This window comes from Paludisphaera rhizosphaerae (genome assembly GCF_011065895.1).
Taxonomy (GTDB): domain Bacteria; phylum Planctomycetota; class Planctomycetia; order Isosphaerales; family Isosphaeraceae; genus Paludisphaera; species Paludisphaera rhizosphaerae.
This window is the reverse complement of the sequence record NZ_JAALCR010000005.1, coordinates 39,483-63,964: the sequence shown is the minus strand read 5'-3', so window position 1 is coordinate 63,964 and position 24,482 is coordinate 39,483. Positions and strand designations below refer to the sequence as shown.

Below are 24,482 nucleotides of genomic sequence, written 5' to 3'. Positions count from 1 at the left end.
AAAGAACGCTGATATGTCCGAATTTTGTCGCGTCCTGGATGGCGGCGTCGTCCTCCGTCGAGCGGAGACCCCGGCCGAGTACTTCGCCTGTCAGGAAGCCCAGCGCAAGGCGTGGGGGATCACCGAGGACGGTTACGTCATCCCGGTCGCGACGATGGTCGGGGCCAACCTGCACGGCGGGCTGGTGCTGGGAGCCTTTCAGGAGGACGGCTCGGCCGTGGCGATGTCGTTCGCTTTCCTGGGGAAGGTCGAGGGGCGGCTCTGCCTGTACTCGCAACTGACGGGAGTCGTGCCCGGCAAGCAGTCGCTGGGGCTGGGCCGCGAGGTGAAGCTGCTCCAGCGCGACTTCGCCCGAGCCGAGGGGATCCCCGTCATCGCCTGGGCCTTCGATCCGCTCCAGTCCGGCAACGCACGGTTCAACCTGGCGAAGCTCGGGGCCAGGGTCCGCAAGTACGTCGACGACATGTACGGCCCGCGCACCGACGCCCTCAACGCCGGCGTCCCCACCGACCGCGTCATCGCCGAGTGGGAGGTGGAGGAGGATCTCAAACCCATCGCCGACCCGGGCGGCGCTCCGAGTTTGATCGCCGTCCGCGATGGTCGTCCCGAGGCCGTCGCCGCGCCCGCCGGCGATCGCCTCTGGCTGCCGATTCCTCGCGACGCCGCCGCCCTCCGCAAGACCGATCACCAGGCCGCCGAAGCCTGGCGTAAGGCCGTCCGACAGGCCATGACTTCGGCCTTCGCCGCCGGCTACGAGGCCGCCGGCTTCGTCCGGGATGATGAGAACCGGTGCGGCTACATCCTGCAGCCCCGAAGCGACGACTGAGGGCGGAGCTTCCGGTCGTCGTCAGCCCATCCAGGATCGACGAATGCGAAGCCTCCGCGTGAAGTTGACCGTACGGCAGATGATGGGGCTGGTGGCCGTCGCGGCGATGGTGCTCGGATTGATCGACTTCGTGAGGATGAGCATCCGGGTCGCGGAGTACCGACGGCGCGCGAACTCGGCCGAGCGGATGGAACGTCGCTGTCGCGAGATCGTTGCGATGGACCCCGCGATCCGAGCCGATAAGGCCGAGGCAGCCATGGATAACCCTTTCCTCCTCGACCCCGAATGGACTCGTCGGATGATCCCGTGGTTTGAAAGTGTCAAGAAGAAGTATCGCGAGGCCGCCCTGCATCCCCGTGCGCCCGTTGCTCCCGATCCACCCCACCCTTGAGACGGACAATCGACGGAGGCTCTGACTTGGATCGCGACCCTCTCGTCGGTTGGACCCCCAGGACCTTCGCGTCTACAATGTCAGCCAGCGGCACGCCTCGGCGAACCTCTTCGACCAGGGCCGATTTACGACGCACCCCGAATCTCGACCCCGCGGTGACCATGCCGGATCAGCCGACCCCCGACCAGCCTTTCTCGAGCGCGTCGCCGCCCAGCCACCAACGATCTCGTCGGGGTTTCAACCAGACCTTTGCGAGGACGGCCGAGCAGACGATCGCCGCGATGAACGACGGGGGCCACGACATCCCCAACCAGGCCGCGCGACTGCCGTTGCAGATCCGGCGCATGGGGTTGACCCGCAGCTCGATCCCGGTGCGGCTGACCGATCCTCTCGGCGGATCCGGGACGGTCGACCTTTCCTGCGACGTCGACACCTTCGTCGACCTGGCGGCCGAACGTCGCGGGATCCACGTCTCGCGGATCGGCGACCTCCTCGCTCGGCTGGCCGGTGAGACCTATTCGTCGCTCTCGCACTACGCCCGTCGCGTGCACGACGAGTTGCGGGTCGTCCAGGAAAGCGAAACGGCGTCAGTCGCCGTCCGTGGCGTTCTCACGTACCTCGAACAGGTCCGGGGCGTGAAGAACAAGGCGTCGCTCGAGCATCTGGAACTGGCGGCCGAGGCCGTGACGCGAAACGGCGTCGCGACGTTCTCCCAGAGCGTGGGGTTCAGCCACATCACGGCCTGCCCCTGCGTGCAGGAGACGTATCGGAACAGCTTCGGGCCCGATCACGAGGCGCTGAATCGCGTGCTCTCGGAGACGCGGATGCCTCTGCTGACGCATTCCCAGCGGTGTCGGACGACGATCACGATCGCCGGCGCCGAGAGGCCGATCCCGCTGGAGCCGCTCGTTGCCTGCCTCGACCAGGTGGTTGTCCGCAGCCAGAACACGCTGCCCAGGGAGTTCGAACTGCTCAACGTCCACCGCTCGCACGTGAAGGCTCAGTTCCTCGAGGATGTGATCCGCGAGTTGACGTACAGCGTTTACAGGCTGATCGCCCGCGACCACCCGAACGCGACCATTCGAATCCAGTCGTCCAGCATGGAGTCGATCCACGACTTCGACCTGGAGGGGGAGATCGAATTCAAGGTCGCCGAACTCGATCGGATCTTCGCCGACACATGAGACCGTTCATCGCGATGAACGCCGCGATCTCGATCGACGGCAAGCTCACGACGGCCGACCGCGACCTTCACGGCTTCGGCGGTCCTGAAGACCGAGCCCTGATGGAAGACCTCCGCGCCGAGGCCGACGCCGTGATGATCGGTGCCGGGACGCTCCGCGAGGAAGACCCGCCGCTCACCATCAAAGCAGTGGAGAAGGTCGCCCACCGACGCGATGCCGGCAAGCCCGACCAACCCGACGGCGTCATCGTGAGCCGGTCGCTGGACTTTCCCGTGAAAGGCTCTCGCTTCTTCGAAACGCCGGGCGTCCGAAGGTTCGTCGTCTGCGGCGACGACGCTCCAAAGGATCGGGTCGAGGGACTGAAGGGTGCTGCGGAAGTCATCGCGGTTTCGACGGCTTCCGGCGATCTCGATTTGGAGCAGGCCGTGGCGGAGCTTGGTGAACGCGGCATGCGTCATCTTCTCCTCGAAGGCGGCGGCTCGCTGAATTTCGCCATGATCGCGGCGGGATTGGTCGACCGGATTCACCTGACGATTTGCCCCCTCGTCTTCGGCGGCGACAAGGCTCCCACGGCGTTCGGCGGGGCGGGCTTCCCGGGGGCATCGGTTCGACCGTTGGTTCTGGAGTCGGTTCGACAGGGAGCCTCGGGACGACTCTTCTTATCCTACCGGGCTAAGGCATCGGCTCGGCGCTGATCCCAACAGTCTTTCGTCCGCCGCGGCTTATGAAATCGATCTACATCAAGATCTGCGATGAGGGCTGGATCATCGAGCAACTCGCCTCGCGGCTGACGAGGGAACTCGACGATGTCGCCTATGGCCTCGACGATCGATCGGGCGCCACGCTTTGTTACCACCTCCCCTATCTGACATACGCTCGCCGCACGGCACCTCGGGTGGCGGGCTTTTTCACGCACATCGAGGCCGACGAGGAACGTCGGGCGAAGTTTTGGGCCGCGGCCCGCGATTTTGATCACTGCACATGCCAGTCTCTCCGATACGCCGAGGCCATGGTTCAAAAGGGTGTGTCGGCCGTCTCGGTCATCTCGCCCGGGGTCGACCTCGACTTCTTCCGCCCCGAAGTCCGTATCGGCGTCGTCGGTCGAACGTATGATTCGGGACGCAAGGGCGAGGCGATTATCGCGCAGCTCCTCGATCTGCCTGGGATTCGCTGGAGTTTCACTGGGCGAGGCTGGCCCGGCGGGGGGCGCATGATCGACGTTTCGGGCATGCCCGCCTTCTACAATGACCAGGACTACATCCTGATCAGCTCGCTTTACGAGGGCGGACCCATGTGCATGCTCGAGGCTCTCGCCTGCGGCAAGGAGGTCATCGCTCCGCCGATCGGTTGGGTCGAGGAGTTTCCTCACATTGAGTACCCAACCGGCGACGTCGAGGCGCTGCGTCGTATTCTGCTGGGCCTTGTCGCCAAGCGACAGGCCCTCCGCGAACACGTCATGACTCGCACCTGGCGGGCCTGGGTGGACGAGCACGACCTGCTCTTTCAGGCTCTCCTTCGGGCTTGACCGCCGTGAAGGCCTGGCATTCATCGATCTCGGAAGGGACGGCCCCGTGAAGATCGTCATCGGCACCATCAACCCGCTCTTCGCCGACAAGGTGATCGGCGGGTCGACAAAGCACCTGCGGCGGATCGCGGAGCATCTGGGCGACCTTGGCCACGACGTGACCGTCCTCTGCACGGCGAGACCCGGCGAGGATACCGACCTGCGCTGGGGGGATCGCGTGATCGTGAAGCGGCGCTTCAACTTCAAGCAGCCGTTCCCGATGCCCTACGACGTGCCGGCGTACCGCTTCGCCGACATCATCCAGCAGGTAGCCGACGAGTTGGCAGACGCGGATCGGCTCTACCTCCACGACGGCGAGATCCTCTTCCCTGCGCTCTGCCACGCTGTGCCGAGCGTGGTCTCTCTCCGCGACTGCGTCTATCCGGAGACGATGCTGGGGAGCTTCTTGTTCCAGGCCGACGCCCTGATCGCCGTGACCGACTATTGCCGCGATTCGGTGCTGGCCACCGCCGGGCGATTCCTGACCGATCTCAGCCCTCGGACGCGGGTGATCCCCAACGGTTTCGACTGGGAATTCTTCCGGCCGACGCCGCCGTCCGCTGAATTGCTCGGCATCCTCGGCGTCGATCCCTCCCGGCACACAATCGTTCTGCACCCGCATCGGCCCGAGTTGACCAAGGGGCTGAAGCAGACCATTGAGGTCGTCGATCGTCTCGTGAACCAGTACCGCTTCCACGACCTGAAGGTGCTGGCACCCCAGTGGTTCGACGCGCCCGAGACGCCCGAGATGGCGCGCTACCTGGACGACATGGCCGCCGAGATCCGGCGGCGCGGGTTGAGCGAGGTCTTTGTCTTCCACGGCTGGCTGCCGCACCGGCTGATGCCCGAGTATTACAGCCTGGGCGGCGTGACGCTCGTGCTCGGCAGCTTCGTGGAGGCGTTCGGCAACTCGGCCTACGAGTCGCTCGGCTGCGGCACGCCGGCGATCGTTTCCCGCGTCAGCAGCAATCGCTCCATCCTGCCCGACGACCTGATCGACAAGGTCCCGTTCGACGATCACGATGACGCCGCGGCCCGCGCCGCGGCGATCCTCCGGGAGCGTCGACGGACGTCGCCCGAGACGCTCGCCTACTTGCGTCGCCATTACAGCGTCGCCGATCAACTCAAAGCCTACGCCGACGCGATCCTGGGCGCGACCAAGCAGCCGCCGATGAGCTATCGTCTGGACCCGATGAGTGCATCGACCCGCTTCGCCCTCGCCCCCTGGTGCGACCTTCGGGGAGATCGGATCTATCACGACTACCACGGCGTCCACATCGAGGATCCGCGGTTGGTCCGTCTCGTGGACAGCCTTCCCGAAGGTTTCACACGCGATGAAGCGGCCGCCGTCGGCTGCGACGGAGCCGCCGTCGACGATTGGTATCGCCGGGGATACCTCAGCGTCATCGGTTGAGGGAGCCTGCGCGAAGCTGTCGCCGCGCTCCTGCATCTCAACGCATTCTTCTCACTTCATTCATCGGATCCGAAGGTTCAAGGAGTACCCTGTCGTCCTTGCTCTGTGCGAATTCAATGCTTACCGATGAGTTCACAGGACGACATGTGTATTAAAAAGTATTCATTCGGCGGCTGTCGAGTCCGGTTCGGATTCACACTGATCGAGCTTCTGGTGGTGATCGCGATCATCGCGGTGTTGATCTCGCTGTTGTTGCCCGCTGTTCAGGCTGCGCGAGAAGCGGCCAGGCGGATGCAGTGCATGAACAACCTGAAGCAGATGGGGCTGGCTCTGCACAATTTCGAGAGCGCCAACGGATTCTTCGCGCCGGCGGCCGTGGACGACGTTTTCCCGAAGCTCAACATCAACGTCGGGCCCCTGATCACGGGCCAGTTGGTGGAGCATGGCTGGGCGGTTTTGCTGCTGCCGTTCGCCGAGCAGGGGAATCTCGCCAACTCATACAACCTCATGCTCGATTTTCGCGATCGCGGCAACTCGACGGTCATGCTGACGAACCTGAACCTGATGATGTGCCCCTCGACGCCGAACTCGCCGCGGATCGATACCAACAACTCCGGCGGCTTCAAGGGCTGGCAGGCGGTCGCCGGCGACTACGGCCCGAACAACAGCGTTCAGGCGACTCTGGTCAACGCCGGCTTCGTTGCGCCGGGGACGTACGCCGGCGTCATGCAGGCCAACGTCGTGCGGACGATCGCCGAGATCGTGGACGGGACCTCGAACACGCTGGTCATCTCCGAAGACGCCGGCCGTCCCGACATCTGGCGGCGGGGCAACAAGCTTACGGCCTCGAACGCGGTCGGGTCCTCGCCTCGGGTCCGCGTCTCAGGCGCCGGCTGGGCCGATCGTGACAGCCCCTACGGACTTCACGGCTTCACGATGGACGGCATGAGCAACCCCGGCCCTTGCCACACGAACTGCACGAACGCCAACGAGGTCTTCAGCTTCCACCCTGGCGGTGCGCATCACCTCTTCGCCGACGGTTCAGTGCATTTCATCAAGGAAACCGCAACCATTCAGGTGTTCGCCAACATCATCTCCCGCGCCAACGGTGAGATCATCTCGGCGGACGCCTACTGAGATCCGAGGGTGACGCCCCGGTCCAAGGGTCGCGGGGCGTCGTCGCGCGCGAGGGTCACCTCTGAGTTTGTGTGGTGAAGCCGTAGATCGAGAACAACGAGGGGAGGGCGAAGGAGAGCGCCTCCGGCATAGCGGTCAGAACGATGAAGGCCGCTGCCATCCACCCCAGCCGAAACCAGGCGCGGTCCATGAGGCTGTAAATCCCCACCATCGGCACGAAGCAGAGCCCGAGAGCCATCGGTATCGCCGAGAAGCAAGGCGTGTCCAACGGAACGTCGACGAAGGCGACGGGCATCCAGAGGATCCCGAGGACTCCAAGCAGGAAGTGGCAGATCATGTCGTGGGGGCGTTCGCCCGCGGAAGGCGTGTCGTCGATCGGGGCTTCGACGTCGATGCTCGCATACCAGGCGTAGAATCGACGAATCGCCCGGAACGCGATCGTGACGAAGAACGGAACCGGTGCCAGGATGGCCGCATAGACCGAGCTATAAGTCGCGAACCGGTCAGGGCGAGACGACGCCAGAACGGCCAGACTGACGGCCGCGGCGGTCGTGAAGACCATCAGATCGCCTAGAGTGAACAGAGGGCGTGGCCTGGTCTGCGATATCATCTTTGGTTTGGATGATGCGGCATTCTTCATTCGGAGGCCGAGACGTTGCGGAAGAAGTTGATGCTGCTGCGGACGGCCTCCGGGACCGACGAGAAGTGGTCGCCGGGCGTCTCGACGGCCTGGGCGTCGATGCCCGACCGTTTTGCCAGGATCGCCGTGCGCTGGGTCGGACTTTGCAGCCAGAACTCCTCGTCGCCGCAATAGAGCCGGATCGGACACTTATAGCTGGATGCGTAGGCGACGGCCGAGCGGAGGCGGATTTCGGTCGGGTCGGTCGCATCGAACGGGGGCTTCGATCGGCTGGCTTGCAGGTAAACGGCCGCATCGGGCGAGCCGGACATCGAGGCGGCGGCACGGAATCGGTGGGACGTCAGCGCGGCCAGCATCGCCAGCGTGCCGCCGACGCTGTGGCCGGTGACGAAGATGTTGTGCGGGTCGACGTCAGCCTCGGCGGCGAGCGTCTCGGCCGCGGCCAGGACGTCGTCCACCTCGTTATAGAAGAGGCTGAAGTCTCCCGGTTGGCCGTTCTCCCCGCGCAGGAGGGGCGTCATCACAACGAACCCAGCGTCGCGAAACGGCTGGGACATCTCCCAATCGCCGTCGCCGAAGGCGAAGCCGCCGTGCAGGAACAACACCGCCGGTCGCTTCGCGCCGTCGCCTGACCTTTGGTTTCGATAGGCCTGGAGCCGCAGGTCGCCAGACTGGTATTCGACAGCCACGGCGTCGGGCGGCGTCGCGGCGGGATTGCTCGGCGCGGGCGACGGCCCGTGGCGGACGAGCTTGGTCGCGAAGCCGGCGCGGGCCTGGGCGTAGTCCTCGTCGCGAAGCTCCAGGCCGGGCGTCGGGCGTGGCGGGTCGTCATCGGGCACGGGACCGCCGCAGGCGATGCCGAAGCCGAGGAATGCGATGAGGAGAGGACGTTGAGGAGGCAAGGATTTCATTCGCCGCTGAGGCCGTTTGCTCAAAAATGCTCCGGCCGGATTGAGACAATTGTTGATCGAAGAAGACGCGTAGGTGAATCTCACTGATCGGTCAGGACGGCTACCAAGATCCCCCCGATCACATAGGCCCCGACCAGCAGGAAGGGGAGGGCGTTTCGATCGAGGACGCTGAGGAGGAGGATCGTCGCCAAAGTCCCGAGACACATGAATCCCAGGCCTATGATGATCTCCCCGACTGGTGGAATGAGAGTGAGCAACGAGGCGACGATCCAGATCACCCCGAGCGCGTCCCAGAGGTTCCCGACCAGTTCGTCGAACAACCGAGGTTGGATCTCGACCTTCGGGAAGGGTGACGAAATCTCAAATTCGTCGTCGAGATCCCCGGGGGCCGTTCCTCTAACTCCCAGGCGACGGACCAGGACTGGGCGAGCTCTGCGATACCATCTCGTCGCGAAGACGGGGATCGGCAGGAGGCACCAGGCGATGAACGGCGCCTCCGACCTTCGGTGCGGCGCCGATGGTTGCGGGATCAAGGACAGGACGACGGCCGCCGTCGCGGTAAAAACCATCAGGTCCTCGACGGAGAGCCCCTTGCGCTTTGCGGCGGCCATCGTCGCACCTTGATGTGATGTCAGGGACCGTCGCCTCAGACAGCCGAGGCGTGGCCGTTGCGGAGCGTCTCGGAGGCTTCGGCGTCGGCGGCCTGGTCGAGGAAGACGCCGATCTTGCGGTACTTCTCGTAGCGGCGGTCGAGGAGCTCGTCCTTCGGCACGCCGACGAGTTTGCGGAGGTTCCTGAGGAGGAACTGCTTGAGGTTGGCGGACATCTCGGCGTGGTCGCGGTGGGCGCCGCCGAGGGGCTCCTGCACGACCTCGTCGATGATCCCGAAGCGGAGAAGGTCGCGGCTGGTGAACTTCAGCGCGGCGGCCGCCTTGGGGGCGTGCTCGGCCCCCTTCCAGAGGATCGTGGCGCAGCCCTCGGGGCTGATGACCGAGTAGTACGTGTGCTCCAGCATCCCCAGGTGGTCGCCGATGCCGATCCCCAGCGCGCCTCCCGACCCCCCCTCGCCGATCACCACGCAGACGATGGGCGTCTTGATGCCCGACATCTCCATCAGATTCTCGGCGATGATCGCGGCCTGCCCGCGCTCCTCGGCCGTGATCCCCGGATAGGCGCCGGGGGTGTCGATGAAGGTGACGATCGGCAGGCCGAACTTCTCGGCGAACCGCATCTTCAGGAGCGCCTTGCGATAGCCTTCGGGGTGGGCGCAGCCGAAGTGGCAGGCCGTGCGCTCGGCCAGGTTCTTCCCCTTCTGGTGGCCGATGAACATGACCTTCATGTCGTCCAGGTAGCCCAGACCGGTGACGATGGCCTGGTCGTCGCCGATGGCCCGGTCGCCGTGCAGCTCCAGGAACTGGTCGAAGATCAGGTCGATGTAGTCGCGCGTTTGGGGTCGCTGGGGATGCCGCGAGACCTGCACCGTCTGCCAGGGGTCCAGTTGCGAGTAGATCTCACGCTTCAGCCCGGCCAATTCGCGGCGGAGGAGGCGGATCTGGTCGCCGACCTTCGAGCCTTCGCCCCCGGCGCGGTTCTTGGCGTACTGCGTCTCCATGTCGACGAGCCGCTGCTCCATCTCGTAGATGGGGGCTTCGAAGGGGAGTCGCTGTTCGTGGGCGCTGCGCATGGCGGGCATGATCCTCGGGAACGGGCGGGCGTCGGACTTTCGATCGATCCGCGATACGGCTCTTACTGATTATCGGCTTGCGGATCGGGGTCGTTTCGATAAATCCGAATATTCCGGAAGGCGGTCAGGAACTCGTGAAGGGTCGCAAGGCGTTCTTCGGGCTGCTTGCGGAGCGTCCGCATGATCAGGTCGTTGAACTCAGGGGTGATCTGTTCGTCGCGCGAGGAGAGCGGTATGGGCCGCTCGCGCTGATGCTTGCTCAGCAGCTCTTGCTGAGAGTTGGCCCGAAACGGAGGCCGTCCGCAGGTCAGCTCGTAGCAGGTGCAGCCGAAGCTGTAGATGTCAGCCGTTGGTGCGGGGGACTCGCAGCGGATCTGCTCCGGGGCCACGTAGGTCCCCGTCCCCTGGCGAGGAACCTTGCCGGAAAAGAGCCGAGCCAGGCCGGAACGAGCCCTCAGGGCGATGTTGTAGTCGATCACCCGGACTTCGCCGGCGGCGTTGGCCAGGATGTTCTCCGGCTTCACGTCGCGGTGGACCCAACCCTTGTCATGCATGTAGGCCAGTCCGGTGGCGGCCTGGCGGATGATCTTGTGGAGATGGTCCTTCGGCATGGGGTAGGCCGTGGGCTTCACCAGGGGAAGCTTTAGGTTGGGGGCCTGGAAGTACTCCATGACGAAGTAAGGCTCGCGGTCGGGGACGTACTCCAGGACTCGGATCAGGTTGGGGTGATGCAGATCAAGCCCGACCTTGGCCTCGAAGGCGAACTTGCGGCGTTCGGACGAGTCGTCGCAACGTGAGGGAGCAAGTTGTTTTACGGCCAGGCGACGATGGGTGGAGTCATCGACGACCTCCATGACCAGGGCGGTGGAGCCGGCATGGAGCACCCGGACGACGCGATAGCCGCCGATACGATCTTCCGCACTTGCCGCGCCGCCGCTCGTCGCCAATCTCAACCCCTTTGCAGGTGAAGTTCGTACAGTTTGTACGACCAGCAATATCCTACGAAATCCAGGCCGTTCGGACAACGCGTGCAGGCGTTCCGGGCCTCCCTCGGCCGACACCCTCAAGAGTGGAGGTGTAGAGAGTCGATCATGGAGGGGCAGGGGGAACCAGCCGGAGGCCCCGGACGGCGACGGAGCGTCGCCCGAGGACCCGAACCAAGGAGTGGGTCGATCATGGATCGGAATCGGCAGATGACCCCGCAGGAGGTCGCCCCGGGATCCCGGGCCGGGTCGAGGCCGGGCTCGTGGAACGCCGCGGTCGCCAGCCGCCGCTCGGCGCTGGAGTCGCTGGCGACGGCCCTGACGGGCGGCCCCGAAGCCGGTCCGGTCCTGCTGACCGGCGAACCGGGGGCGGGCAAAACCTGGACCCGCCGGCGGCTGGCCGAGGGTCTCCCCGCGGGTTGGCGTGCGGCGGTCGTCGAGGTTTCGCCGTCGCTCGACGCCGTCGACTTCCTGACTCTGGCCGCCGCCAAACTGGGCGTCGCTCCGCTCCCCGAGCGGCCGTCGACGCTCCGCCTGGCCGTCGCCCGGGTCCTGGAAGACGACGCCCGCGACGGCCGGTCGTGGCTCCTGGTCGTCGAGGACGCTCTCCACGCCGGGCCCGACGTCTGGGCCGAGGTCGAGACCCTCTGCGACAATCTGGGTCAGCCGGGAGGCTTCGCCGGAGCCTTGATCGTCGGCCGGACCGAGTTGGTTCGCCGGATGTCCGCGCAGCCGATGCGGGCCGTCGCCGCGAGGCTCTCCAAGCACCTCCACTTGCCCCCGCTGGACGTTGAGGAGGCCAGTCGGCTGCTCGGCGTCGAGGGCGAGGAGCTGGAACTGCTGCATCGCGACGCCGTCGGCAACCCCCGCCGGCTGCTGGCCCTGGCGGCCGCTCGCCCGGTGGAGCCGGTCCCCGTCCGTCTTCGACCTCTCGTGGAGGCTCCGAAGGCCGAGGCCGCTCCTCCGCACCCGGACGTCCCAGTCGTCCGGCCGGTCGCTTCGCCGCCGGCGACGGCGTTCCCGAACGGCAAGCCCCCGCGGGCTGAGACGGTGGTCGAGGTTCGGCCGATCGTTGCGCCGGCGTCGCTGCTGCCGAGCAAGCCGCCGCTTCGCGTCGAGGACGGTTTGATCGAGGTCGGCTGGGCCGGCGGCCTGGACGACGGGGAAGAGACCGTGCACGACTTCGGCGCGATGACCGCCTCGACCCCCGCCGACGGCGAACTGATCGAGGACCACTACGCCGCCCTTCAGGCCTGGTCTGAGTGGGCCCGCAACCGCGACCGCCTCACCCAGCCGGCCCAGGAAGCGGCCGTCGAAGACGAGATCGAGGCCGACGGCGAGGAAGCCGTCGCCGAGACCGTCGAGGAAGCCGAGGACGAATCGATCCTCGGCGGCGACGTCCGCGCGGAGGCTCCGCACGATCACGCACCGTACAGCCAGCTTTTCACCAAGCTGCGGCAGTCCAGCTGACCGCCGCTTGAATTCGATCCCAACGTCCCGCGATCATGGCTCAGGTGGGCCCTGATCGCGGCGTCGTTTCGAAGGGCGACGGCGACCGGCCCTCGTGCCGAGTGGAGGCGTCGTCATGATCGGGAGCCGGTTGCAGGCGTGGTTCGCCGGAGGGATGGTCGGGCTGGCTCTATGCATCGGCGGCGGCCTGACACGGGGCCAGGAGCCGGCGGGGGCGTCGCTGCGAGTCTCAGGTCAGGTTGATACACCCGTCCGTCTCTCGGCGACCGAGCTGGCGGGGATGCCCAGGGCGAAGGTTCAGGCGGCCGACCGTGGCGGCGTCAGCGCCGAGTACGAGGGAGTGCCGCTCGTGGAGATCCTCCGCAAGGCCGGCGCTCCGCTCGGTGAGAAGGGGCGAGGAGGCAAGGCGACGGCCTGCTACGTCGTCGTGGAGGCTTCCGACGGCTACCGAGCGGTCTTCGCCCTGGCGGAGCTGGATCCCGACGTCAGCGACAAGCTCGTCCTGCTGGCGGACCGTCGCGACGGCCGGCCGATGGCCGAGCCCGTCGGGCCTTTGCGACTAATCGTCCCGGGCGACAAGCGTCCGGCGCGCTGGGTGCGTATGGTCGAGTCGATCGCCGTTCAGCAGGCGGCGGCCGTCGAGACTCCCCGCTGACGGTCGCCGGCAGAACCCGGATTTTCGGAGGAACCATTGATGAAGGCGGGCGGCGGGGGCCGATGCCTTTTCTAGCGACCGAGCGCGCCGCGAGCCGGAGCGTCGCGTCGCGGCTTGGCAGTTTGGACGAGCAGGCGCCGCCAACGTTCCAACGCGGTGCTCCCACTCGCCCCCCATTCCCGGGGGAGGCGAGACGTACGGCGGCGTCGGGCGCGTGCAAACGCGGCCGACGCACCGAGGCGGCGTCTGCTCTTCCTCCCCTTCACCTGAAACCGACCTCGGCGTCAGCTGTGCTCGCGGCCGCGGACGGTGATGTAGACTTCCTGGCAGGTCTCGGCGATCTTCTCGCCCAGGCCTTGGTGCTTGGTCTCCAACTGGGCGGAGTACATCCCCAGCACCTTGCAGAGGAAGGCCCCGTGGCAGGGGTCCCCCTCCTGGCCGAGCTGGTCCAGGGACTCCTCGATCTGGTCGGCCAGATAGAGCAGGAACTGGGCCTGGCCCTTGATCTCCGCGAGATAACGGCGGAGGTCCGGCGAGACCGGATCGGCCGGCGCGGCGCCCTCGTCGTGCTCCGGGGCGTCGTCGGGGCTGGGGAACTCGTGCAGCTTCGGGACGCCGTTCTGGGTCGTGGCGCTCATGAGCGATCTCCGGCCGGGAAGGCGCCGCGGGTCTCGGGGGTGCGAACCATCGCTTCCAGCTGATCGCACAGGTCCGCGATGGCGTCCATGTGCTGGCTTTCCTGCCGGAGGTTGGCCGTGTGCATCTCGACGAGCTGCTTGATGAAGATCCGAGTCCCCGGGTCGGGTTCGTCCTGGAACCGCTCGACGTCGGCGACGGCCGCGCGAACCAGGTAGTCCATGAACTGGAGTTTGCCGCGGATCGAGACCGAGAGCCGGGAGAGCGTAGAGCTGCCCGCGGCTTCCGGCGGCGCTGTGAGTTGGGTCATCCTTGGAGCGTCTCCGGGCCAGCGGCCGGACACCTAGTTGACGAGGCGTCAGCGTCCGTGCGTCGCATGAGTCGTGAGGAGGGTCCAAACCTGGGAATCCAGGTTCTCCAGGGAGATTACTCCGGTCGGCTGGAGGTTGCAAGCGGAAAGCCGCTTTGGCTGGTGTTCGTTTGAGCATTTGTTCCGAGGGCGAAACGATCTGCGCGGCGGGGCGGCGGGCCGTTCCACCGTCGGTCGGGGCGTTGTACAAGAGGAGGGTCGCACGGGATCCTTCGACTCGATCCCGGACGCCGGAAATCCCCCCAGGGTCACAGCCGCAACGCAGATGGAGGACGTCGACATGTCGCAGGATTCGAAGCTCAGCCGTCGTGAATTGCTCATGGCCGGCGCCGGTGCCGCCTGGCTTGGCGCCGGTGCGTTCTCGAAAGCTTTGGGGGCCTCGGCCCGGGCGCCCAAGAAGATCCTCTACTTCACGAAAAGCTCGGGCTTCCAGCACTCCGTGATCGCCCGCAAGGACGACGCCCTGTCGCACTCCGAGAAGATCCTCAGCGAGATCGGCAAGGCACACGGCTTCGAGGTCGTCGCCTCGAAGGACGGCCGCCTGTTCGAGCCCGACAAGATCGGCGAATGGGACGGCTTCGTCTTCTGCACGACGGGCGACCTGACCACGCCCGGCACCGACAAGAACCCCCCGCTTTCGGCCGAGGGGGAGAAGGCCTTCTACGAAGCCATCCGCAAGGGCAAGGGCTTCGTCGGCATGCACTGCGCCGCCGACACCTTCGGCCACTTCAAGCCGCGGGACAAGAGCGGCGAAGACGCCTACATCCGAATGATCGGCGGCGAGTTCGTCTCGCACGGGCCGCAGCAGGTGGCGACGATGGAAGTCGTCGACCCCAAGTTCCCGGGCATGGCCGACGGCTTCGGCAAGTCATCGTCGTTCAAGATCAACGACGAATGGTACGCCCTGAAGAACCATCCCGAGGACCTGCGCGTCATCCTCGTGCAGAAGACCGAGGGGATGAAGAGCGGCCCCCGCAATGAGTACGACCGCCCCGACTACCCGGCCACCTGGGCCCGCAAGTTCGGCGACGGCCGCGTCTTCTACACCTCGATGGGCCACCGCGAGGACGTCTGGACCAACCCCAACTACCAGAGCCTGCTCCTCGGGGCCCTTGCCTGGTCCACCGGCCTCGCCGACGCCGACCTGACGCCCAACATCAAGGAAGTCACGCCGGATTACAAAAAGCTGACGCGGTGATCGAGCGACTAGAAGCCACTTGGGCCCTCTCCGATCGGAGAGGGCCCTCGGAGCTGGCCGAGGGGTGGAACGCTGGAAATGGGTGTGACGAGCTATTGCTACGGGGAAGTTCTCCTTAATGAGACGTGGGTCTTCCCTGGAGGCATGGAGGCCAACCCCGAGTATTACCCAGAGGACGATGAGCCCGAATTCCGGCCTCATGCGCTGTTCGAGTCCAGCATCAAGGAGTTGACCGCGATCCTGAACGGATCGAACACTACCATTCGGTCGAACGAGCCGTACGCGTCCGTCACTCCGCGTCGAGGACTCCCCTCGGACCTTTCAGAGCCGCTTGAGAAATGGCTCAGACGCTACGAGCATGTGAACGGCTTTAACGCGAACTGGTTCACGCTTGCGGAGTCGAACACCTTCGGTTGGGAGTCCCGCTTGATGAAGCGGCAGGCGATGGTCGATCCGCGCGTCGCTGAGTTATTCCGCGGCTGCCCACGAGGCTTTCCCTTCGAGCGTTGGCCACGAGATCTTCCGATCAGCTACTCGTCGTGGCACCGAGGCGGCGTGGAAGTGGAGTGGACCGAGTCCTACGCTGAAATCGTTCCGGATTTCTATAAGGAAGCCATTCCCCGCTTGGCGATGCTCGGTCCTCCCGATCGCGTTCGGATGGTGGTCGCATCGTTCCGGTGATGCTCTTGAGCGGCCGCGTAGGACGCAGTTGGACTTTACGGCTGGCTCGCTTCATACGCCACGCCGCCATCGACGATCGTGTAGCGGATCTTCGAGGCGAGGACGTCCGACGGCGGGACCTTGAACAGGTCGCGGTCGAAGACGGTGACGTCGGCGCGGAAGCCGGGTTTGAGGACGCCCAGGCGGTTCTCGGCGAAGGCGGCGTAGGCGGAACCGGCGGTGAAGGCGCGGAGGGTTTCGTCGAGGCTCATTCGCTGGTCGGGATGCCAGCCGCCGGCGGGATAGCCCTGGGCGTCCTGTCGCGTGAGCGCGGCGTACACGCCCCACTGCGGGTCGACGATCTCGACCGGGAAGTCGCTGCCGAAGGCCAGCGGGACGCCGGCGTCGAGGAACCACCGCCAGGCGTAGGCGCCGTCGACGCGCCCGGGGCCGAGCCTCGCGTCGGCCCAACGCATGTCGTCGCTGGAGTGTGAGGGTTGCATCGAGGCGATCACCCCCAGCTCCTTGAACCGTTTCACGTCTTCCTTGCGGACGACCTGGGCGTGCTCGATCCTCAGGCGCGGGTCGGTTGCCTCGGGCACGGCCTTTCGCGCGGCGGCGAAGGCGTCGAGCACCAGGGCGTTCCCCTTGTCGCCGATCGCATGGACGGCGATCTGCCAGCCGTTTTTCAGGCCGGCGACGGTGATCTTCTCGAGGTCGCCCGGATCGATCAGGAACAGCCCCTTGTTGTGCGGGTCGTCTGCGTAGGGCTCGAACAGGAGGGCGCCGCGCGAGCCCATCGCGCCGTCGATGAACAGCTTGACGGCGCGCATCTCAAACCGGCTCGTCGTCGGCTTCTCGACGGGAGCCATGCTGAGGGCCTGGACCTCGCGACCCGACGGGAGCGACGCCATCGCGTAGACGCGGAGCTTCAGGGCCCCCTCCTTGTCCAGATCTCCAAAGACCTCAGCCTCTCGGCGCGAGACTCCTGCGTCGTGGATGCCTGTCAGGCCGAGCGAGAGGATGCGATCCTGGGCGGTGAGGATCTGTTCGCGAAGCTCCTCGCGTGAGGAGGGCGGGACGACTCGACCGACAAGCCCCATCGCGCCGTCGATGAAAACGCCTGAGGGCTTACCGTCGGGCAGGTGGTGGATCTGGCCGTCGGACGGGGGCTGGGTGCTCGCGTCGATCTTCGCCCGCTTCATCGCCTCGGTGCTGGCCCAGCCGGCATGGCCGTCGACCCGCGAAAGCCAGACGGCCCGCCCAGGCGCAGCGGCGTCGAGTGTGGAGGCGTCTGGGAACTCCCCGCCGGGCCAGAGGCTCTGGTCCCAGTTCGCCCCCAGGATCCAGGCGTCGGGCGGGAGCTTCTCGGCGTGCTCCTTCACTCGCTTCGCCACCTCGTCGAGCGACTTCACCCCGCGCAGGTCGAGTTGGAGCAGGCTGGCGCCGAGCTGCTGGATGTGGCCGTGCGCATCGACCAATCCGGGGGTCGCCAGCGTGCCGGGGGCCTCGATCACACGGGTCGACGGCCCCTTGTAGAGCAGGGCATCGGAACGCGAACCGACAGCGACGACCTCGCCCTCGCGGATCGCCAATGCTTCGGCCCAGGGTTTGGCGGAATCCCCCGTCCAGATTCGCCCGGGGATCAGAACGACGTCGGCCGGGCCGTCCTTTTTCAGTCGAAGCGCCCGACCAGGGAGCTTGTCGGCGTTCGTCGGGAAATCGGGCCGCTTCCCTTCGGAGATCACGGCGACGCCGTTGACGAAGACGTACTTCGCCCCCTCGGCGTAGACCTGCGGGTCCTCGAAGGTCGCCTTGTCGCGGAAGGTCTTGGGGTCGAAGACGACGATGTCCGCATAGGCTCCCGGACGAACGACGCCGCGGTCCGGGAGGCCGAGGATCTGGGCCGGCAGCCCGGCGTTGGCGCGGACGGCCTGTTCGAGGGTGATGACGTGCTCGTCTTCGGCGTAACGGATCTTGCGAGGGAAGGTGCCGAAGGAGCGAGGATGGGGGCGAGACTCGTCGTTGATCTCGCCGCGGGCACCGCCGTCGGAGGCCGTCGCGACGTACTCGGACTTCATCACGTTCCGGACCTCGTCCTCGCTCATGCTGAAGTTGATCGCCTGCGTCCCGCCGTGGCGCTGGACGTCCAGGACGACGTCGAGCGGGGTCGAGCCTTCCTCCTTGGCGATCGTCGCCAGGTCCTTGCCGACGCGGCTGGGCTTGGGGTTGTAGACGGTCAACCGGATGGCCGCGCCTCCCATGCGCTCGTCGAGCGCCTGGAGGATCTCCTCTCGAAGCTTGGGGCCCTGGACGGGGTCGTCCGCCATCTTGGCGAACTCTTCCTTGCTCACGCGGACGGCCCAGTGCGGGACGACCATCGCGCCCAGCGACGTGCTGGAGGCGACGTACGGATACTGGTCGGCCGTGGCGACGCGGCCCTTGGCGCGGGCCTCGGCGATCTTCTCCAACGCGACGGCGGTCTTGCCCCAGTTACGTCGGCCGCTGGCCTTCAGGTGCGAGATGTGCACCGACGCGCCGGACTGCTCGCCGATCGCCAACGCCTCGTCGACGGCTTCAAGCAGGCCGGACTCTTCGTTGCGAATGTGGCTGGCGTAGATGCCTCCGTAGCCGTGCACGACCTTCGCCAACTCGACCAGTTCGGGAAGGCGGCCGTATCGGCTGGGGACGTAGATCAGGCCTGTAGACATCCCCCACGCGCCGGCGTCCATCGCCTTCTTCGTCATCTCCTTGAGCCGGTCCAACTCCGCGCGGTTGGGCTCGCGGTCCTCGACGCCCAGAACCGCTCGACGGATGGCCCCGTGCGGGATCAGGTGGATCACGTTCGAGCCCGCGCCGGAGCCGTCGATCCGCTTGAAGTAGCCCTCGACGTCGATCGGCCCCATCCCGCAGTTGCCGGTGACGATCGTGGTGACGCCCTGGGTGATGTAGTTGAGGTTGAGCCGCCCCTTGGCGCCGACGATGCCGTCGTCGGAGTGGGTGTGGAGGTCGATAAAGCCGGGGGCCACGACCAGGCCGGCGGCGTCGATCGTCTTCGTCCGGGCCATCTCCGACAGGTCGCCGACGGCGATGATCCGGTCGCCCTTGATCGCGACGTCGGCCGTGCGTCTCGCGGCGCCGGTGCCGTCGACGAGGGTCCCGCCGCGGAGCACGACGTCCGCCGGCGCCTCATCGGCCGCCATCGTTCGGCCGCCGAGCGCCAGCAGAACCCCTAGCGCGAGGGTTCGCGCCCAATTCACCCATGACATGCTCATGCGACGATCCTCGTTCAGCTCGATCCATTCCCGCCGCTCGTCCTGGCTGCCGGCGGCGCATCCCCCGAGATTACCGGAGGCGGGACGACCGGCGGAAGAGGAGCCCGCGACGTGGCGGGGTGAGCGGGGGACGACGAACTCGCGGCGACGGCTCGTCGGCGGAGGCGTTCGCCCAGCGTCAGGCAGGCGGGGAGGAGCACCAGGTTTCCCAGCGTGCTGCCGGCCGTCGCCACGGCCACCATCGTCCCGAAATTGACGAAGGGCTCGAATTCACTGGTCCGAAGCGCCAGGAAGCCGATCGCCACCGCCAGGCTGGACAGCAGCACGCCCGGTCCCGAAACGGCGTAACTGGCGAACAGGCTCCGGCGGAATCCTCTCGTCTTGCGCAGCTTGTGGAACTGGATCAGGCAGTGGAACGTATCGTCCACCGAAAGCCCCAGCGCGACGCTCGCCACCAGGGCCGTGGCGATGTCCAGCTTGATCGAGAGCCAACCCATCAGGCCCAGCACAAAGGCTACCGACAGCAAGGTCGGCAAGAGCGCGAGCACCGCCAGGACGATGCTGCGGAAGGCCAGCGTGAGCATCACCAGGATGCCCAGCGCCGACCAGGCGAAGGTGCTCCATTGCGTGGCGACGACGCCTTCGGTCGTCTTCGTCATCAGGAACGACAGGCCCGTCAGGTGGGCCTCCGGGCCGAACTCGGCGCGAGCGGCTTCCTCGGCCCGGTGGAAGATCGACGCCTTGGCCGCCGCCGGCTGCTGTTCCAGGAGCCGGACGAGGATTCGCGTCTCCTTCGCCTCGGGATTCCAGAAGCTTCGCAGGAGCGACGCCTGCGGCGAGGCCTCGATCAACTCCAGCTTGCCGGCCAAAACGCGGGCTCGGGCTTGCTCGTCGAGGGCGGCGATCCGGCCGTCAGGATCCATGACCGTCGCCAGCGAAAGGACCTGGGCGATCGCGCGAGGATTCTCCGGTTCGAGGCCGCGAATCGTGCGGCCAACGCGGTCGAGCTTCGCGATGGCGTCGTAGTCCAGACCCTTGGGGCCGACCGGGGCCACGATTTCCACCAGGCCGATGCCGCCGAGCTTGTTCTCCACGGTCCCGTAGTCGCGAACGACCCGGGCCTGCGGCTTGAACAGGTTGATGTAGTTGGTCTCGTAGGTCAGCCTGAAGACGCCTAGCGACAGGGGCAGAGTCACAGCGGCGACCGTCGCGACGACGATCGTCGGATGCTGGTGGACCAGCACCGTCAGCCGGTTCATCAATCCGGAGACGCGCGACTTCGAGCCCTGTCGCACGGGGATCTCCAGCGGGAACGGCGGCAGCATGGCGATCGGCGCCAGGGCCATCACCAGGATCGCGGCGACCAGCGTGCAGGTCCCGAGGATCGCCCCGAACTGCTGGATCGGCAGGACGTCGCTCGTCAACAGCGCCAGGTAGCCGATCGCGCCGGTGATCGCCGTCCAGACGATGGGAGTCGAGACCTTGGAAAGCGTTTCGCGGGCGGCGTCACGCGCGGGGAGCTTGCGGCGGTCGTCGCGGAAGTGGATCGCCAGGTGGCTCGCGGCCGGCATCGTCAGGACGATGATCTGAGCCACAAGCGGCCCGCCCGAGAGCGACAGTCGGATGTGGAAGCGGCTCAGCAAGGTCTCGGTCGCCAGCCAGACCGTCCAGCCGGCGGCCATCGGCACGATCGCCCACCAGACGCTTCGCACGGCGGAGAGCGTCACCAGCGCGATCAGGATCATCCCCACCGCCGCCAGCCTGCGTCCGTCGACCTCGATCGCCGCGAAGCCGTCCCCCAGAAGCGCCGGCGGGCCCACGACCGCCGGCCGGGGCAGGTGATGACGCTCGGCGAAGGCGTCGGCCTTCTCGCGGAGCGCCTTGATGGTGGAAACGACGTCGTGGTCGTTCGTCTTCCGGAGCCTCGCGACGACGGCGGTCGTCGTTGCCGTCGAGTCGATCAGCGTGCCGACGAACATCGGGTTCTTGGTCAGCCGCTCCTTGATGGGGCCCAGCCGAGATGCGTCCGTCGAGCGGACGGCCCCGCCGACGGTCATCTTGTTGGTCTTCAGGTCGATGTTCTTCACCGCCCCGAGCGCCGCGTTCATGGCGGCCTTGCGCGCGAAGCCGGGGAGCCTGTCCACGGCCAGCAGGGCGTCGTCGATCGCCCAGACGAGGGGCATGGCGTCGATGGACTCGACGCGCATCACACCGGGAATCGACCCGCCCCCGACGGCCGCGGCCAGATCGGCGGCGCGATCCATTCCGGCCGGGCTGATCACGTCGGGATCGTCATAGACCAGGAAGACGAAGTTGTCGTCGCCGAACTTCGTCGCGGCGTCCTGGTACACGTTCATGTCCGGGTCGTCCTCGGCGAAGAACGACCCGATCGACTGCTCGTAGCCGACCTTCTCGCCGAAGACGATCAGATAGGCGAGCAACGCCAGCACGATCGACCCGACCACGTAGCGCGAGCGCAGCAGAAGTTCGATCACGCGTCCGACGATCCTTCCTGGTGAGTTCGATCCATCCACGGCCGCTCCGAGTTTCGGGCCGCCGCCAAAGATTGGCCAGTTTACCAGGGCGGCCGGGCTTTGAGAGCGCCGGGGGCTGCACCCAGGCCGGTCGTCGGCGATCAAAGTACCCTGCAGGAATTGTCGGCGAAGTTTCTTGACGTGTAGACCGAATGGTCTACTATTAGACCGATCAGTCTAAACGAGGGCGTCATGGCGGAACGAGTGGACGTTGGGGCGATTCGGCGGGCGCAGATCGTGGACGCGGCCTGTCGGGTCATCCAGCAGAAGGGCATCCAGGGGGCGTCGCTCTCCGAGATCGAGCATGAAGCCGGGATCAGCCGAGGCGTGCTCACGTATCACTTTCCGACCAAGGAGAGCATCCTGCTGGCGGTCTTCGACGAGACGATGACCCGGATCAAGGCCGTCGGCGATGCGGATATGGCGACGGCGGGTTCGGGCTGGGAGCGTCTGGAGCGCGGGCTCGACTTCATGATCAATCGGAAGCCCGCGAACGACGAGGTCGACGCCCTCAATTACACCTTTCTAGCCCAGATCTCCCATCGCGAGGACTTCCGGGCGCGGTTGGCGGCCGAGTACGTCGACATCCGGAAAATGATCGCCCGCGACCTATCCGAGCGAGCCCGCGAGGCGGGGTTGGCGGCGGGAGAGGTCGAGGCGCTCGCCGCGATCATCCACGGTGTGCTGAGCGGTCTGAACATGCAGCTCAACGTCGACCCTCAGGCCCTCGAACGGGCCGAGGTGGTCCGCACACTCAAGGTGATGCTGGAGGCGCGTCTGGGCGGGGGAGTGAAAAGGTCGCGAGCCGCGAAACAGCGACGGACGTGATAGTAGCTCAACGCCGACGAGGATTGAGCCATTCGACGAGGATTCCAACGAGGGCCGGATCATGTGGCGGATCGCACTGAAGATGCTGATGGGCGACACGGCCAAGTTCTGCGGAATCCTCATCGGGCTCACATTCGCCGCGCTGCTGATCATGCAGCAGGGCTCCATCTTCTGCGGCCTGATGAGGCGGACCGCTGGTCAAATCAACGACGTTTCAGGCGTGGATTTGTGGGTGATGGACCCGAACGTCCGCCACATCGACGACGTCAAGGCGATGATGGAGAGCAACCTCCACCGGGTTCGGGGCGTCGAGGGCGTCGAATGGGCGGTCCCGTTCTACAAGGGGTCGGGCCGGGCCAAGCTGAACACGACCGACGCCAAGGGCGATCCGGCGACGATGATTGAGTCGGTGATCCTGCTCGGCCTGGACGACACCACCCTCGTCGGAGCGCCGACCCCCGACAAGATCATCGCCGGCGAGTTGCTCGACCTGCGGATGCCCGACGCGATCATCATCGACAAGATGCAACTCCCCAAGTACTACCCCGGAGAGCCCTGGCAGGATCTCGAAAAGCTGGGCGACGCGTTCTACAACCGGTTCCTCGGTCGGGACATGGAGATGAACGATCACCGCGCGACGATCGTGGGCGTCTGCAAGGCGGCCCCCACGTTCGGCTCCAACGCGGTCGTCTACACGACTTACGGTCGCGCCAAGCAGTTCGTCGCCCAGGAGCGGAAGGTCCTCAGCTTCATCCTGGTCAAGACCGACCCGACGTGGAAATCGGCCGACGTGGCGACGAATATCCGGACCAAGACGGGCCTGGGGGCCTACAGCGCGGAGGACTTCGCCCGCAAGACGATCCTCTTCTTCCTGACGAACACCGGGATCGTGATCAACTTCGGCATCACATCGCTGCTCGGTTTGTTCGTGGGGACGGCGATCGCCGGCCAGACGTTTTACCTCTTCACGGTGGACAACCTCAAGCAGTTCGGCGCCCTGAAGGCGATGGGCGCGACGAACCGTAAGATCGTCGGGATGATCCTGCTCCAGGCGGCCGTGGTGGGGCTCATCGGATACGGGCTCGGGGTCGGGATCTCCACGTTCGTCGCCGACCGAGCGTCGGCGGGGGGCGGTGAGGTCGAGTTCTTCGTCTGGTGGCCTCTGCTTCCGCTCACGGCGGCGGTCGTGGTCTTCATCTGCGTCGCGTCCAGCCTGCTCTGTATTCGGCGGGTGATGGTGCTGGAGCCGGCGGTCGTTTTCCGGGGCTGACGGTCGGCCTCGGATCGGGAATCGTCGTCGATCGAGGCTGGTGGAGCAGGGGAGGGGCTCGAATGTCGCACGCGAGCGAAAGTCCGATCTTCAATCCGGCGGTTGAGGCCGCGTTCCCTCGAGAGACGGCCGTGCGGATCCGGGGCCTGTGCAAGCACTTCGGCTCGGGCAACCAGCGCGTCACGGTGCTCCGTTCGGTCGACTGGGACGTGTTCGCCGGGGAGATGTCGATGATCGTCGGCCCCTCGGGCTGTGGCAAGACGACGCTGCTGTCGATCATCGCCGGCGTTCTCGACGCCGACGAGGGGGAGGTTTCGGTCTTCGGTCGGGACCTCACGAGGATGAGCGACCACGCCAAGACGGTCTTCCGCGCCCAGAAGATCGGCTTCGTGTTCCAGCAGTACAACCTCCTGCCGGCCCTGACCGCCGCCGAGAACGCGGCCGTCCCCCTGGTGCTGGCCGGGTGGACCTGGAAGGACGCCGTGCGCCGGAGCAGGGACGTGCTGGAACAGCTTGGAATGGGAGGACGGACCGAGAGCCTCCCCAGGCAACTCTCCGGCGGCCAGCAGCAGCGGGTGGCCATCTCCCGGGCGTTGGTTCACGACCCGGCCCTGCTCGTCTGCGACGAGCCCACCGCGGCGCTCGACCACGAGACGGGGCACACGGTCATGGAACTGCTCCATTCGAGCGTCGTCCGACCTGACCGCGCCGTCATCGTCGTGACCCACGACAACCGGATCTTCCAGTACGGCGACCGCACGGTCCACATGGACGACGGCCGCATCACCAAGCACGAGCAACGATCCCAGTCTCCCGCCGCCTGAGCCATCCTTTCCACGTGTATAGGGCGAT

Annotated in this window: 23 protein-coding genes; 14 read left to right on the top strand and 9 right to left on the bottom strand. The window is 66.2% G+C overall.

The genetic code is table 11. The annotated features are described in order from the left end of the window. The first annotated feature begins 13 nt into the window (after positions 1 to 13). The 7 genes from G5C50_RS07840 (at position 14) to G5C50_RS07810 (ending at position 6,516) form a co-directional block, all read left to right on the top strand. The gene (locus G5C50_RS07840; protein ID WP_240907010.1) at positions 14 to 826 is read left to right on the top strand and encodes a hypothetical protein; all 813 of its coding nucleotides are present in this window, start codon (positions 14 to 16) and stop codon (positions 824 to 826) included. A 43-nt stretch (positions 827 to 869) separates the two neighbouring features. Then, positions 870 to 1,217, top strand: coding sequence for a hypothetical protein (locus G5C50_RS07835; RefSeq protein ID WP_165067402.1), 348 nt, complete (start codon positions 870 to 872; stop codon positions 1,215 to 1,217). Between the two features lie 281 nt (positions 1,218 to 1,498). Further along, positions 1,499 to 2,401: a GTP cyclohydrolase, FolE2/MptA family gene (locus tag G5C50_RS07830; RefSeq protein WP_165067399.1), complete on the top strand. Its 903-nt coding sequence runs from the start codon at positions 1,499 to 1,501 to the stop codon at positions 2,399 to 2,401. Then, positions 2,398 to 3,096, top strand: a complete 699-nt coding sequence (locus tag G5C50_RS07825) for a RibD family protein (protein ID WP_165067396.1) — start codon at positions 2,398 to 2,400, stop codon at positions 3,094 to 3,096. The genes G5C50_RS07830 and G5C50_RS07825 overlap by 4 nt, the downstream gene beginning before the upstream one ends. Positions 3,097 to 3,125: 29 nt before the next feature. Continuing rightward, a complete protein-coding gene (locus G5C50_RS07820; RefSeq protein WP_165067393.1) occupies positions 3,126 to 3,926 on the top strand; it encodes a glycosyltransferase family 4 protein in 801 nt (266 codons plus the stop codon). 46 nt (positions 3,927 to 3,972) lie between these two features. Next, positions 3,973 to 5,379: a glycosyltransferase family 4 protein gene (locus tag G5C50_RS07815; protein ID WP_165067390.1), complete on the top strand. Its 1,407-nt coding sequence runs from the start codon at positions 3,973 to 3,975 to the stop codon at positions 5,377 to 5,379. Between the two features lie 126 nt (positions 5,380 to 5,505). Continuing rightward, positions 5,506 to 6,516, top strand: coding sequence for a DUF1559 family PulG-like putative transporter (locus G5C50_RS07810; protein ID WP_240907009.1), 1,011 nt, complete (start codon positions 5,506 to 5,508; stop codon positions 6,514 to 6,516). Positions 6,517 to 6,571: 55 nt separating this feature from the next. Here G5C50_RS07810 and G5C50_RS07805 read toward each other — a convergent pair whose 3' ends face one another. The 5 genes from G5C50_RS07805 to G5C50_RS07785 form a co-directional block, all read right to left on the bottom strand. Next, entirely contained in the window at positions 6,572 to 7,078 is a 507-nt protein-coding gene (locus tag G5C50_RS07805) for a hypothetical protein (RefSeq protein WP_165067388.1), read from the bottom strand. Positions 7,079 to 7,152: 74 nt separating this feature from the next. After that, a complete protein-coding gene (locus G5C50_RS07800) occupies positions 7,153 to 8,058 on the bottom strand; it encodes an alpha/beta hydrolase family protein (protein WP_165067385.1) in 906 nt (301 codons plus the stop codon). An 89-nt stretch (positions 8,059 to 8,147) separates the two neighbouring features. Next, positions 8,148 to 8,678: a hypothetical protein gene (locus tag G5C50_RS07795; protein ID WP_165067382.1), complete on the bottom strand. Its 531-nt coding sequence runs from the start codon at positions 8,676 to 8,678 to the stop codon at positions 8,148 to 8,150. 35 nt (positions 8,679 to 8,713) lie between these two features. Beyond that, positions 8,714 to 9,751: an acetyl-CoA carboxylase carboxyltransferase subunit alpha gene (locus tag G5C50_RS07790; RefSeq protein ID WP_165067379.1), complete on the bottom strand. Its 1,038-nt coding sequence runs from the start codon at positions 9,749 to 9,751 to the stop codon at positions 8,714 to 8,716. A 62-nt stretch (positions 9,752 to 9,813) separates the two neighbouring features. Beyond that, positions 9,814 to 10,698 carry a serine/threonine protein kinase gene (locus G5C50_RS07785; RefSeq protein WP_165067376.1) on the bottom strand — a complete coding sequence of 295 codons (885 nt, stop codon included), beginning with the start codon at positions 10,696 to 10,698 and terminating at the stop codon, positions 9,814 to 9,816. Between the two features lie 228 nt (positions 10,699 to 10,926). Here G5C50_RS07785 and G5C50_RS07780 point away from each other — a divergent pair, with 228 nt between their 5' ends. Then, on the top strand, positions 10,927 to 12,204 hold the full coding sequence (locus G5C50_RS07780; RefSeq protein ID WP_165067373.1) for an ATP-binding protein: 1,278 nt from the start codon (positions 10,927 to 10,929) through the stop codon (positions 12,202 to 12,204). 115 nt (positions 12,205 to 12,319) lie between these two features. Next, on the top strand, positions 12,320 to 12,859 hold the full coding sequence (locus tag G5C50_RS07775; RefSeq protein ID WP_165067370.1) for a molybdopterin-dependent oxidoreductase: 540 nt from the start codon (positions 12,320 to 12,322) through the stop codon (positions 12,857 to 12,859). A 284-nt stretch (positions 12,860 to 13,143) separates the two neighbouring features. Here G5C50_RS07775 and G5C50_RS07770 read toward each other — a convergent pair whose 3' ends face one another. Both G5C50_RS07770 and G5C50_RS07765 read right to left on the bottom strand, forming a co-directional pair. After that, positions 13,144 to 13,497: a hypothetical protein gene (locus G5C50_RS07770; RefSeq protein WP_240907008.1), complete on the bottom strand. Its 354-nt coding sequence runs from the start codon at positions 13,495 to 13,497 to the stop codon at positions 13,144 to 13,146. After that, positions 13,494 to 13,805 carry a hypothetical protein gene (locus tag G5C50_RS07765; RefSeq protein WP_165067367.1) on the bottom strand — a complete coding sequence of 104 codons (312 nt, stop codon included), beginning with the start codon at positions 13,803 to 13,805 and terminating at the stop codon, positions 13,494 to 13,496. The genes G5C50_RS07770 and G5C50_RS07765 overlap by 4 nt, the downstream gene beginning before the upstream one ends. Before the next feature lie 340 nt (positions 13,806 to 14,145). Between G5C50_RS07765 and G5C50_RS07760 the strand changes: the two genes are divergently transcribed. After that, a complete protein-coding gene (locus G5C50_RS07760) occupies positions 14,146 to 15,063 on the top strand; it encodes a ThuA domain-containing protein (RefSeq protein WP_165067365.1) in 918 nt (305 codons plus the stop codon). 78 nt (positions 15,064 to 15,141) lie between these two features. Further along, on the top strand, positions 15,142 to 15,744 hold the full coding sequence (locus tag G5C50_RS07755; RefSeq protein ID WP_165067362.1) for a hypothetical protein: 603 nt from the start codon (positions 15,142 to 15,144) through the stop codon (positions 15,742 to 15,744). A 35-nt stretch (positions 15,745 to 15,779) separates the two neighbouring features. On the opposite strand, the gene G5C50_RS07750 is transcribed toward G5C50_RS07755, so the two are convergent. Together G5C50_RS07750 and G5C50_RS07745 are read right to left on the bottom strand one after the other, a co-directional pair. Further along, complete coding sequence (locus G5C50_RS07750; protein ID WP_165067360.1) at positions 15,780 to 18,998, bottom strand: amidohydrolase family protein; 3,219 nt, start codon at positions 18,996 to 18,998, stop codon at positions 15,780 to 15,782. 14 nt (positions 18,999 to 19,012) lie between these two features. Continuing rightward, positions 19,013 to 21,493 (bottom strand): efflux RND transporter permease subunit, encoded by a 2,481-nt coding sequence (locus G5C50_RS07745; RefSeq protein WP_240907007.1) that lies wholly within the window; start codon positions 21,491 to 21,493, stop codon positions 19,013 to 19,015. Between the two features lie 231 nt (positions 21,494 to 21,724). Between G5C50_RS07745 and G5C50_RS07740 the strand changes: the two genes are divergently transcribed. The 3 genes from G5C50_RS07740 (at position 21,725) to G5C50_RS07730 (ending at position 24,454) form a co-directional block, all read left to right on the top strand. Beyond that, entirely contained in the window at positions 21,725 to 22,360 is a 636-nt protein-coding gene (locus G5C50_RS07740; RefSeq protein ID WP_165067357.1) for a TetR/AcrR family transcriptional regulator, read from the top strand. A 61-nt stretch (positions 22,361 to 22,421) separates the two neighbouring features. After that, positions 22,422 to 23,630, top strand: a complete 1,209-nt coding sequence (locus G5C50_RS07735) for an ABC transporter permease (RefSeq protein WP_240907006.1) — start codon at positions 22,422 to 22,424, stop codon at positions 23,628 to 23,630. A gap of 62 nt (positions 23,631 to 23,692) precedes the next feature. Continuing rightward, positions 23,693 to 24,454 (top strand): ABC transporter ATP-binding protein, encoded by a 762-nt coding sequence (locus G5C50_RS07730; RefSeq protein WP_165067354.1) that lies wholly within the window; start codon positions 23,693 to 23,695, stop codon positions 24,452 to 24,454. The last annotated feature ends 28 nt before the right edge of the window (positions 24,455 to 24,482 follow it).